Origin of the sequence: Solitalea canadensis DSM 3403 (genome assembly GCF_000242635.2) — a bacterium.
In the GTDB taxonomy this organism is placed as follows: domain Bacteria; phylum Bacteroidota; class Bacteroidia; order Sphingobacteriales; family Sphingobacteriaceae; genus Solitalea; species Solitalea canadensis.
The window spans coordinates 5,190,054-5,202,069 of the sequence record NC_017770.1 but is presented as its reverse complement, the minus strand read 5'-3'; the positions used below and the strand labels follow the sequence as shown (position 1 = coordinate 5,202,069).

Annotated in this window: 11 protein-coding genes; 6 read left to right on the top strand and 5 right to left on the bottom strand. The window is 37.8% G+C overall.

Annotation, left to right across the window (positions count from 1 at the left end; genetic code table 11):
• Window positions 1-36: 36 nt before the first annotated feature.
• Together SOLCA_RS22005 and SOLCA_RS21995 are read right to left on the bottom strand one after the other, a co-directional pair.
• A complete protein-coding gene (locus SOLCA_RS22005) occupies window positions 37-1,581 on the bottom strand; it encodes an acyl-CoA mutase large subunit family protein (RefSeq protein ID WP_014682702.1) in 1,545 nt (514 codons plus the stop codon).
• A gap of 336 nt (window positions 1,582-1,917) precedes the next feature.
• The gene (locus SOLCA_RS21995; RefSeq protein ID WP_014682701.1) at window positions 1,918-2,457 is read right to left on the bottom strand and encodes a DUF7935 family protein; all 540 of its coding nucleotides are present in this window, start codon (window positions 2,455-2,457) and stop codon (window positions 1,918-1,920) included.
• A gap of 69 nt (window positions 2,458-2,526) precedes the next feature.
• Between SOLCA_RS21995 and SOLCA_RS21990 the strand changes: the two genes are divergently transcribed.
• Window positions 2,527-2,889: a HesB/IscA family protein gene (locus tag SOLCA_RS21990; protein WP_014682700.1), complete on the top strand. Its 363-nt coding sequence runs from the start codon at window positions 2,527-2,529 to the stop codon at window positions 2,887-2,889.
• A 103-nt stretch (window positions 2,890-2,992) separates the two neighbouring features.
• Here SOLCA_RS21990 and SOLCA_RS21985 read toward each other — a convergent pair whose 3' ends face one another.
• Complete coding sequence (locus SOLCA_RS21985; RefSeq protein WP_014682699.1) at window positions 2,993-3,169, bottom strand: MarR family transcriptional regulator; 177 nt, start codon at window positions 3,167-3,169, stop codon at window positions 2,993-2,995.
• A 210-nt stretch (window positions 3,170-3,379) separates the two neighbouring features.
• Between SOLCA_RS21985 and SOLCA_RS21980 the strand changes: the two genes are divergently transcribed.
• The 5 genes from SOLCA_RS21980 (at window position 3,380) to SOLCA_RS21960 (ending at window position 9,583) form a co-directional block, all read left to right on the top strand.
• On the top strand, window positions 3,380-4,612 hold the full coding sequence (locus tag SOLCA_RS21980; protein WP_014682698.1) for an ABC transporter permease: 1,233 nt from the start codon (window positions 3,380-3,382) through the stop codon (window positions 4,610-4,612).
• Between the two features lie 137 nt (window positions 4,613-4,749).
• Window positions 4,750-6,198: a TolC family protein gene (locus tag SOLCA_RS21975; protein WP_322785726.1), complete on the top strand. Its 1,449-nt coding sequence runs from the start codon at window positions 4,750-4,752 to the stop codon at window positions 6,196-6,198.
• Between the two features lie 61 nt (window positions 6,199-6,259).
• Complete coding sequence (locus SOLCA_RS21970; RefSeq protein ID WP_014682696.1) at window positions 6,260-7,252, top strand: HlyD family secretion protein; 993 nt, start codon at window positions 6,260-6,262, stop codon at window positions 7,250-7,252.
• A complete protein-coding gene (locus SOLCA_RS21965; RefSeq protein ID WP_014682695.1) occupies window positions 7,249-8,430 on the top strand; it encodes an ABC transporter permease in 1,182 nt (393 codons plus the stop codon). The genes SOLCA_RS21970 and SOLCA_RS21965 overlap by 4 nt, the downstream gene beginning before the upstream one ends.
• Window positions 8,408-9,583 (top strand): ABC transporter permease, encoded by a 1,176-nt coding sequence (locus tag SOLCA_RS21960; protein WP_014682694.1) that lies wholly within the window; start codon window positions 8,408-8,410, stop codon window positions 9,581-9,583. The genes SOLCA_RS21965 and SOLCA_RS21960 overlap by 23 nt, the downstream gene beginning before the upstream one ends.
• A gap of 3 nt (window positions 9,584-9,586) precedes the next feature.
• Here the strand turns inward: SOLCA_RS21960 and SOLCA_RS21955 are convergent, their stop codons facing one another.
• Complete coding sequence (locus SOLCA_RS21955) at window positions 9,587-10,792, bottom strand: BamA/TamA family outer membrane protein (RefSeq protein ID WP_157604634.1); 1,206 nt, start codon at window positions 10,790-10,792, stop codon at window positions 9,587-9,589.
• A gap of 144 nt (window positions 10,793-10,936) precedes the next feature.
• Window positions 10,937-12,001: a dTDP-glucose 4,6-dehydratase gene (rfbB, locus tag SOLCA_RS21950; protein WP_014682692.1), complete on the bottom strand. Its 1,065-nt coding sequence runs from the start codon at window positions 11,999-12,001 to the stop codon at window positions 10,937-10,939.
• Window positions 12,002-12,016: the final 15 nt, after the last annotated feature.

Here is a 12,016-nt window from a genome sequence, read left to right as displayed (position 1 = left end):
TAAATTATATACTCTAAAGTTAACAAAATAGTGCGTTTAAAACTCTCCGAAAACACCTCTTAACACATCGGCTACTTCACCCAAAGTAGCGTAGTTCTCAACGGATTGCAAAATGTGGGGCATAACATTTGTCCCTTCCTTTGCAGCCAGTTTTAACCCTTCTAATGAAGCTCTTACTTTTTCATTATCTCGTTCATATTTTAACTTTTCGAGTTTCTGAATTTGTAATGTTCTGATTGAATCATCCACTCTAAAGACCTCTCCCAATGGAGGCTCTTCTACCTGAAATTTATTCACCCCAACAATTATCCGCTCTCCGGTTTCAACATCTTTCTGATATTGATAGGCAGCATTGGCAATTTGTTCCTGAATATATCCCTCTTCAATCGCAGTTACAGCTCCACCCATTGCATCAATAGCATCAATCAGTTTCCAAGCTTCTGTTTCCACCTTGTCTGTAAGACTTTCGACAAAGAAGGACCCTGCTAAAGGATCAACGGTATCTGTTACTCCACTTTCAAAAGCAATTAACTGTTGCGTTCGCAACGCAATGCGTGCCGCCTCTTCTGTCGGCAATGAAAGCGCTTCATCGAAACCATTGGTATGTAATGATTGCGTTCCACCCATTACAGCTGCCATTGCCTGCATGGTAACGCGTACGATGTTGTTTTGTGGTTGCTGAGCAGTGAGTGTTGAACCACCAGTTTGGGTATGGAAACGCAATTGCTGAGCCCGAGAATCCGTTGCCCCTAAATCTTTTGTTATTTTGGCCCACATTCTGCGAGCAGCCCTGAACTTTGCAACCTCTTCAAAGAAATTATTATGGCAATTAAAGAAAAATGAAAGACGCTTCGCAAAAACATTGATATCCAAACCCGTTTCTAAAGCAGCTTTTAAATAAGCTTTACCATTCGCAAGCGTAAAAGCTAATTCTTGAACAGCTGTTGAACCGGCTTCCCGGATATGATAACCAGAAATAGAAATAGTATTCCACTTTGGAAGCTCTTTGCTACAGTACTCGAAGATGTCCGTAATAATGCGCATAGACGGCTTTGGAGGATAGATATAGGTTCCTCTAGCTGCATATTCTTTTAAAATATCATTCTGTATTGTTCCTGATATTTGCTTAAGGTCGGCACCTTGCTTTTTTGCTAAAGCAATATACATTGCCAAAAGAATAGAAGCAGTTGCATTAATGGTCATTGAAGTAGTTATTTTTTGCAATTCAATGCCATCAAACAATATTTCTATATCTTTTAAAGAGTCTATTGCTACACCTACCTTTCCTACTTCACCCTCAGCAAGTTCGTGATCAGAATCATAGCCTATTTGCGTAGGAAGATCAAATGCCACCGAAAGCCCCATGGTTCCGTTCTTCAGGAGGTAGTGATAACGCTTATTTGATTCTTCAGCTGTAGAAAACCCTGCATATTGACGCATTGTCCACAGTTTACCACGATACATATCCGGCTGTATACCGCGCGTAAATGGAAATTCGCCTGGCTTTTCAGTTATTGCTTTTGCTTCGGTATAGAGTTCATCAATCTCTATTCCTGAAGTAGTGAATATTTTTTTTGTCATAAGGTACTTTATAAATTGATTGGTGCAAACGCGTTGTGCTATCTAAAATAATTTTAAAAAAGCCAAACAATGCAACAAACACAGTTTGGTGAAATTGCTTCTCCCATCGCCTTCAGCGAGACTCACTTTTTTTTCTTCAGCAAAAAAAGTAAGCAAAAAATGCCGTCGCTGCGTACAGTTCTCCGGCAGTTGGTGCGAGTACATAAACCATCCCATCCGAACTGTACAAGGCGATTTTTGATCATATGATAATTTATGCTTTACATTCATAAAATTAAAATCAATCATACAACGCATTGGTGTACTAATTGAAAGTGCATTGCGCGCTTTCAAAAATTAATAAAGCTTGCTTACCTCAGCTCGTAACACCGAATTAGCCTTAGCATAAGGGTCGGCAGGTAATTGACTTACATGCTCAAGCACCACCTTGCTAAATTCAAAAGCCGATGCATTCTGCGGCATTGCAGATGCTAAGGTATTGATAAGTAAGATCGTTTCATCTTTTGTTTTTTTCACTGCTTGCCATGCCGACTCCGTAACGTAAAGTTGTTGAGCCAGGTTATGCTCAAACTCATTTCTGATTTCATTTAAGCAAATAGCCTGCATATCCAGAGCAGTTAAGCCCATCGGAGAAATACGAATAAACAAATTAGCAGGAGTAATACGTTCAACGAATAAAGTTAATCGCTCATAAGCAGCTAACCTCAATGGTAATGTCTGATTTTGAGCATTTTTTTTCAGCTCCGTAAGATGATCGCCTAAGTCAAGTTTTTTCTTGCCAAAATAGTCTTTCAGCGAGAAAGCGGCCAAAATCAATAAGCACACAATTGGCAACCCAATGGTTAAGAATTGGTTTAATGTAATTTCTAACAACATAGTTTCTTTTAAAAGGAAAAACAAAAATGCCAATTACAATGTATATTTGTAAAAAAAATTAGAGTATTTATGGAATCGACAGTACAATCAGCTACAAATACACTTATTCCTATTACGTTTACGGAAGGTGCGATCAAGGAAATTAAGAAGTTGATCGACCAAAAAGAGCTAACTGAGGAGTTTGGTTTACGTGTTGGCGTTGAGGGCGGAGGTTGTGCCGGAATGAATTATGTATTAGGTTTTGATAAGAAAAAAGAAGGCGATGAAGTGTTTTTTGTTGACAACATCCGTGTATTTCTGAACAAAGCCCATAATTTATACCTGGTGGGAATGGAAGTTGATTGGCAAGACGGATTAAATTCACGTGGATTTACATTTAATAATCCTAACGCTACCAATACCTGTGGTTGCGGAACTTCATTTTCTGCATAATTTAATTGCAATACATTCGGCCATTCAGGCAATAAATTAAAAGGAGTTACAACAGTAGCTCCTTTTTAGTTCACAATCTATTCAGATTCAAAAAAACCTCAACCTACCTCACAGAATAAAAGCACATTTTAGGTGACACGATTTTATCTGCAACTTTAAGCGCTTTTATTGCTTTGTCAACTTCCCCTTTTTCAAGACCCGTAACTGAAGCAATCTCTGCAGACTTCATCGGTTTCCCGGCTTTTATTAATGCATCATAAACTATACTTTGATTATCCATAATTCAACTATTTTAATCTTGTACTTTATTAAACGATAGCACTTTTCAAAAGTCACAGAATCTTTAAAAACTTTTAAGCAAACTTCATTAGTAGCACGATGTAATATTTCCGTGAATAACAGGGTTTTCTCTACCACTTTTATATTTTAGTTCCGAAAACATCAACATCAATAATTCGCTTTTATCAATTCTTATTCAGAAATTTACAGGATGGACCCTCGGGAAAACTTAAAAGTTGGCATACAATCAATCAAGGCCAATAAATTACGTACTACGCTAACAGCTTTGATCATTTCGATAGGAATTATGGCGCTTGTTGGTATTTTAACGGCAATTGATGGCGTTAAGAGTTTTGCTAACAATACATTTGCCAGTATGGGCTCCAACTCATTCACTATTCGTAACCGAGGTACGGGGATTCGAATTGGTGGCGGAGGAGCTGCTCCCAAACGATTTCCGGCAATTAAATATGAAGAAGCACAGGATTTTAAAAATGCCTACAATTACGGAGGATTTGTAAGTGTATCTACTGTTAGCTCCTGGAATGCGATTATTAAGTACGGAGGAAAAAAGACCAATCCTAATATAAATGTAACAGGTGGAGATGAAAACTATTTGCTCACATCCGGTTACAAGTTAGCTGAAGGTCGAAATTTTTCTAACGCAGAGGTACAAAGCGGATGGAATGTAGTTATCATTGGTAATGAAATAAAGAAAAACCTTTTTGACAATAAAGACCCGATTAACAAGATCATTAATATTGGAAATGACAAATACAAGGTAATTGGGGTTTTGGTTGAAAAAGGAACTGCAGGCGTTGGCCCGGGTGACCGGTTTTGTTTGATACCAGTTTTGAAGGCTAAAATCACATCCGGAAGTCAGAATAAAAGCTATACGATAACAGTAAGTGTTCAGAATCTCCAAAACATGGAGCCTGCAATTGGAGAGGCTACTGCTAAAATGCGCAATATCAGAAAGCTAAATATATCTCAGGAAAACAACTTCGAAATTACTAAGAGTGATGCTTTGGCTAATTCATTCTTAGATATTGTTAGTTATTTAACCATCGCCGCCATCGTGATTGGGGTTGTTACCTTAGTGGGTGCTTCAGTTGGTTTAATGAATATTATGCTGGTTTCGGTTACTGAACGTACTCGAGAAATTGGAATCAGGAAATCATTAGGGGCTACTCCTCAGGTTATCCGCGGACAATTTTTATACGAAGCCATAGTTATTTGCTTGATTGGTGGAGCAGGTGGAATTGTGCTTGGAATTTTAGTTGGGAACGGACTTTCAATATTAATTGGAGGAGGTTTCATTGTTCCTTGGGCCTGGATGTTTACCGGAATTGCTCTATGTATTATTGTAGGGTTAATCTCTGGAATTTATCCAGCTATTAAAGCCTCAAAATTAGATCCGGTTGAGGCATTGCGATACGAATAATTATTCACGATAAAAGTTAGAAAAAGCCATTTCGGTAACCGGATGGCTTTTTCTTTAATTAAAAATTCCTTCAACTTTCATTCTTAATCTTTAAATTAAATCGCGTATCTTAAGGGCAATTAATAGTTAATTTTGTTTTGAAACGCTTTCTCTTTTTATTACTACCGTCTTTTTGTTTCTTTCAATTTGCCAATGCTCAGCAAACAAAACTTTCCTTGGAAGAGTGCTTTCGTATTGCAAGGGAACGAAACCTACTGGTCAATCAAATGAATAAATCAGTTGCAGCCAGAAAGTTTTCGCTAGAAGCTGAAAAGAATAGTTATTTACCCGGCATAGACTTGCTAGCAGGCTATCAACATCTCTCAAAGCCGCTTGAGATTAATTTACAAACTGTAAAAGATGGCATTGTTGAAGGCTCGTCCCAACAGAGTGTTAACACTGCCAATGAAGTTTATAAAGAAATAACCGGAAATAACCTTCCACAGGCAGTGCAGGACCGCATTTATTCTTTGTCGAAAAATGTTATTAGTACTATTTACCCTGATTATAATCCTCCATTAAATAAGCAAGATTACTTTACTGCTTCCTTGGGTATTCGTCAGCCACTTTACCTCGGAGGCAAACTGTCAACAGCCAGAAATATTGCTCAAAATGAATATGATGCTGGCAACATCAACCTTGAATTAACGCAAAAGGGAGTTGATTTTGCCCTTGCAGTTCAATATTTAAGAATGATGTATGTCAACTCGATTTTACAGAAAGAAAATACAATTGTTGACATCTTCAAACAGAACAGGGATAGAGCCGATGAACTAGTAAAAAATGAGTTAATCCCTCCTTATCTACGGAATTGGACCAATGTAGCATTAACCCAGGCTCAAACCCGGAAAAACAACATTGATTTGGAAAAGAAAAACATCCAAGTTGAAATTAACAGATTAATGGGTTCTCCTTTAGACTCTGCTTTAACGATAGCTGATACACTACGGTTTTCGAAAGCTAATTTAGCAGTCGAACAAAGCTCATTCTGGGCACAAAACCCTTCCTATAAGTTTATCGAAAACAAAACCAATCTTGCAGAAAGCACCGTAAAAGCAAGTCGCTCTTTACAATTGCCTAACATTTTTGCTATCGGAAACGTAAACTTATATCAAAAGGATTTACCGGTAACCACTCCTCCTTGGCTTGTTGGAGTAGAAATGCAATGGACACTATTCAGTGGTTTTAGAAACACCAAACGAGTAAGCGCGACTAAACAATTAGTCGAGGAAGCGAAATTAGCACAAGAAAATACACGAACAGGTTTACAAGCTCAGTTAACCATAGTTAACAATAAGCTAACAGCATTAGAAAACGATATTGCCTCATTAGATACAGCTCGGTCACAAGCAGCTGTTACAACCACTATGGTTCGAGAACGTCTAAACAATGAGTTTTCAACGGTTAAAGATGTAAACGATGCCATAATAGTGCAGGAAGAAATAGAAAAAGCTTATTACACGGCAGTATTAGGCTATTATGTTGCTTTAGCTGAGTATTGGAATTTAATGGGAACTCCACAGCGAATAACTGAATTCATTAAATAATTTGTCTCAACAATAAATGATCTTTCTTTATAGGATTGTTTACAATTAATAGTATTTACGCATGAAATCATCTTTTATAAAAAACTATTGGGCTTTAGTGGTTCCCTTACTTATTCTCATTATTGCCGTAATATTCTTTTTCAGGAGATCCTCTGAGAGTGAAAATATAGAAGTAGGCATGGTTGATGCAAAATACGTTGATATTGCTGCAGAGTTTCCGGGAAGACTGGACAGTTTATTAGTTGATGAAGGAGATACTGTTAAGAAAGGGCAACTTTTAGGGGTTCTGAGAACTACTGAGATTAATGCGATCCGAGAACAAGCTAAGGCAGGTATTGACGCAGCACGGTCACAACTTCAGTTATTACAAAACGGTACCCGTCCGGAAATCCTTTCTTCAACCAATAAATTATACCAGATAGCACAGGAACAATATAATCTTGTTAAGAAAACATATGACCGGATGGATAACCTCTATAAAAAGGAGGTGATATCTGGCCAGGAAAAGGATTTGATCTATTTTAAACTTCAGGCAGCCAAAAAAGAAATGGAAGTAGCTCAGCTAAATCTACAAATGCTTGAAAAAGGTGCTAATCCAGAGCTAATAAAAACCTCAACAGCCATACTCCATCAGGCAGAACAAGCTTATGAACTAACTAAAGCTTTAACCGATAACACTAGGATTTATGCTCCGGCAGATGGAATTATCTCGACAAAAGTGATCAATGAGGGCGAGATTGTTTCCATTGGCTATCCCATGATGACCCTGCAAAGGACCAACAGTTATTTTGTTCGTTTTAATATCAGACAAGATAAGATCAAGGCTCTTCAATTAGGAAACGAGGTAAAATTAACCATCCCAGGTTGCGATCCTGAAGCAATAAACGGAAAAGTTAGTGCATTATCTCCTACACTTTCATTTGCAAATTGGGTACCTACAAAAGATCGCGGACAGTTTGAACTACGCACTTTCACTGTTGAAATAACGCCTGAGAACATGAATAAAATCAATGGTTTACGCCCAGGGATGACTGCCTCACTAAGATTAAAATGAGTAACACTATCTGGAAAATAACGATAAGGGAATGGAAGCGGATACTTAGTCTTCCTGTTCATTACTGGATTTTATTAGTAATGCCTCCCCTATTATTTTGCTTTTACAGTTATATCTATATCAACCCTAAGCTTGAAAACCTGCCTGTTGCTATTTGGGATGAAGATCAATCCCCAATTTCGCGACAGCTGACGTTTCTTTTAGAACAAACAGAAACCATACATATTACGCACCAGGTAAATAGCTTGCCAGAACTTCAGGACTTGATTCGCAGCGGAAAAGTTTTGGCAGCAGTTCATTTCCCAACTAAAATGGCCATAAACCTGCAAAGTAAACATCCAGCTACCGTATCTCTTTATACCAACGGAGCATCTTTAGTTCCTGCGAAGCTGATTTATAAAGATGCAGTCCAGGTAATTATTATGGGTGGGGCCGGGGTGATGTTGCAAAAATTTGTAAAAACCGGGATGAATGAACGAAAAGCGATGGCACTGGTTCAGCCAGTGGGATTAACCTCCTATACGTTGTATAATGCTGACTATAATTATCAGCAATATCTTGCACCCGGCCTTATCACTGTGGGGTTACAAATGCTCATTATAATGGTCAGTGTTCTGTTGTTAAATTATGAACTAAAAACGAATACACTTCTTGAATTGATCTCATTGGCCAATGGATCATCCTTTGCTGTAATTGCGGGTAAAACCTTGGCACACCTGAGTGTGGCCTGGATCAATTTCATTTTAGTAGCAGGTGTAATCCTCCCTGTGTTTGGTATCGGACATCCCGATGCAACTTTAAAATTCTTTTTCTTATATAGCATTCTTGCATTAGCTTGTATTGGCATAGGGCTACTGGTTTCATCCATTTTTAATGATACCATGCTGGCTTCAGACATTGCTTTGTTTTATACCTCACCTGCTTTTGTTTTCAGCGGATTTACATTTCCTCGCTGGGCAATGCCGTGGTACGATCAATACTATGCACAAATAATGCCTTATACCCATTTCCTCGACGGATTCTTCAAAATCTATTATATGGGATTGCCAATGAATTATGCGATTCCGGAAATTGGCAGATTAATGATATTTATTGGAGTTACGTTTCCTTTGGCTGTTGTCTTTTTTCACTTTAAAATTCGAAAAGCTGTAAACAATGAAAAAAAGTCAATGGCATAACTTTAAAACTCTTTTCTTAAGAGAAGCAGCACTTATAGCAAAAGACCATAGTTTGCTATTAACCCTATTGATTGCCCCGGTATTATATGCATTCTTTTACGGCAGTATTTATATCAATAAAGAAGAAGAGGAAATTCCAATGGCGATTGTTGATATGGACCACAGCGGTTTATCAAAACAACTTGCCGAACAAATTAATAATTTACAAGCGATCGAATTGATCTCTGCCCCCGGGCTTGACGAAGCTCAGAAAATGATGTATAAAGGACAAACCCAGGGATATCTATTTATCGAAAATGGTCTCGAAAAGAAAGTTCTTAGCTTACAATCTGCAAACATTGTACTGGCGGCAAATGCTGCACGTTTTCTTCCATCAAGCGACCTTTTAAGTGGTGTTACTCAGGTTTCATTAACGGTGGGTGCAGGAGTAAGATTAAAATTTTATGAAATGCAAGGACTTAATGAAGCTACAGCAATGCATGAAGTGATGCCACTGAATCTTGACAATCGTCCTTTGTTTAATGAGCGCGTAAGTTACGGAGCCTTTTTATTACCCGGAATACTTGCACTCATCTTACAGCAAACCTTATTAATCGGATTAACAGGCAGTATGGCCTCGGAACGGGAAAAGAATACCATAAATCAACTCAGTGATACAGCCGGAAATTATTCGGTTGCCTTATGGGGGAAAGGGAGTTTCTATTTTCTGTTATTTATGTGTTATGCTTTTTTCTTCCTAACCGTAAACTTTACCGTTTTAAAATTACCTGTAAGGGGGTCGGCTTTTGATATTACGGTGATAATGGCTCTTTTTTTACTCACTATAATACCAATGGGTATTTGGATAGGTTCACTTTTTAAAAGTCAGCTTTTATGTGTGCAGATAATGGCCTTTAGCACTTATCCCGTGTTCCTGGTTACAGGGTATTCATGGCCATTTGAATCGCTTCCATTGCCATTACAATGGTTCTCTTCGTTATTACCTACAACTCCATTCTTAAAGGTCTACACGTCGCTCGTACAGCAAGGTGGCGGATTAATGAATAACGTCGAGGCTATTCTTCATCTCTTACTATTATGGCTCTTCTATTCTGCTTTGAGTTTATTAAGTTTAAAATGGATTAACAAGCGTTTATCTGCAACAACAACCTGATAATTAAAATGCCTCTGAAATATTTAAGTAAACACCTGTTGATTGCCTGCCGACAGCAAAATCGAGTCGTAAGTTAGTCCGAGTTTCTTTGTTCAGTTTTATCCGCAATCCTATACCTCCTGCCGGTGCAATGTTTTGAAAGAGATTTAGATCCGTATCAGGGTTTGAAACAGATGATGCATTAACGAATGCAACTCCACCCACAAGTCCGTTTCCTGAAATTGCATATCTATATTCCAATTCGCTATATATTAATGAAGGTCCTCTAAACCGTCCTTGAATGTATCCGCGTCCTGTATTGTTAAAACTATCCCATCCAACTGCCGGAAGATGCATGTACGGAGCATTGCCTCCAATTATAAAGTCCGAATAAATCCAAAGTGCTAAGATCTGCCGGTTATTGGAGGCTAATGAATGAAAATTTCTTAATTCAAACCGTAACTCCTGCCAATCTGTTGTACTTCCTAATCCTTCTCTGTAAACCCTGTAGTTTGCCAAAAGAAACAATCCCTTATAGGTATTAAATAAATTGTCGCGAGTATCATATAATAAGTTAGCACTTATTCCCGACCCTGCAGACTCGGTTGGATTAAAGTTATATCTTGTTGTGTAATCAATATATGGATTATCTACAGGCGACTGATCTGATTCAGGATCAATCTCAACATTATAATATTTATCGTAATGGATTCCTAGTCCTCCGTAAAAGTATCCTCCCAAATGAAAAAATGCAGTTTCGGAAAGCCGTAGAAACTTATATTTTAAGGGCGTTTCCTCATCTTCAATTGATGTAGTTCCTAAACCAAAAGTAGATTGTGTATTTTTATTGTAACGTTGGTCGCCTACAAAAAGCCATTTATTTTTATTAGAAAAGATAATAGAGCGGGCAGTAATAAATAATTGTTTTTTTAATGTAAACGAAGCTGAGAGTCCGGCCCGTGACTGGCGGGTATATCTTCTATCGGCAGTAAAAAAAGCGGCACTTCCTGAAACCCCAATTTCTAACCCTGTTGCCGGACCGAAGCCCACATAAGGAAAAATCCCGAGTTCAAGATTTTTAGGAGCAAGTGTATCAATTCCGGTTTTTCGTTCTTTCTTAGGGAAAATAACATCTATAAGATCGCGTTGTCTGACAGCTTTAACAAAAGTAGAATCCTGAGCTTTTGAATGAGAAGTAATAAAAATTAATACAATGCTGAATGTTGACAATTGCTTTAAGAATAAGCATCTTATTATTAAAGCAATATTTTTTATCTTCACTGTCATACTCATTATCCTAGAAAAACAGTGCCAATAAAAAAGGAAGAATACTTTTCGGCATTCTTCCTTGGTATCAACAGCTTAACATTAAAACTATCTTGCTGTATATTGTTGCTTGTAATAATCTTTATACGCTCCTGAAGTTACAGTTTCCAACCATTCTTCATTCGTTAGATACCAATCTACAGTCTTCTCCAAGCCTTCTTCAAACTGTAACGAAGGTTTCCATCCTAATTCATTCTGGAGTTTTGTTGAGTCGATAGCATAACGTAAATCATGTCCGGCACGGTCTTTCACAAATGTGATCAATTGTTCAGATGTCCCTTCAGAACGACCTAATTTTTTATCCATGATCTTACATAATAAACGAATCACATCGATGTTTTTCCATTCATTATGACCTCCGATGTTGTAGGTGCTTCCATTCTTAGCATTATGAAAAACAACATCTATAGCACGCGCATGATCAACCACAAATAGCCAGTCACGAATATTTTCTCCTTTACCGTAAATAGGCAACGATCTATTGTTTTTAATATTATTAATACAAAGTGGGATCAACTTTTCCGGAAAATGAAATGGCCCATAGTTATTTGAGCAATTAGAGATCACTACCGGAAGTCCATAAGTATCACCATAAGCGCGCACAAAATGGTCTGAACTTGCTTTAGAAGCTGAGTACGGACTATGCGGGTCGTAACTGGTTTCTTCAGTAAACATTCCTGTCTCTCCCAATGTACCATAAACTTCATCAGTAGAAACATGATAAAAACGCTTATCGGTCATTTCTGTTCCAAGAACCGGCTTCCAGCTATTTTTTGCAGCATTCAATAAATTAACAGTTCCGATGATATTAGTCATCACAAACTCCAGCGGATTTTCAATTGAACGATCAACGTGAGACTCCGCTGCCAGGTGAATAACTGCATCAAATTGTTCACGATCGAACAACTCATTAACAAATGCAGCATCAACAATATCACCTTTTACGAAATGGTAATTTTCTTTGTCTTCAATATCCTGAAGATTCATCAGATTACCTGCGTATGTAAGTTTATCCAGATTATATATCTTCGTATCAGGATAGTTATTTACAAACAATCGCACCACATGAGATCCGATAAATCCTGCACCACCCGTAATTAGTATTTTTTTCATTGTTTTATATTTGAT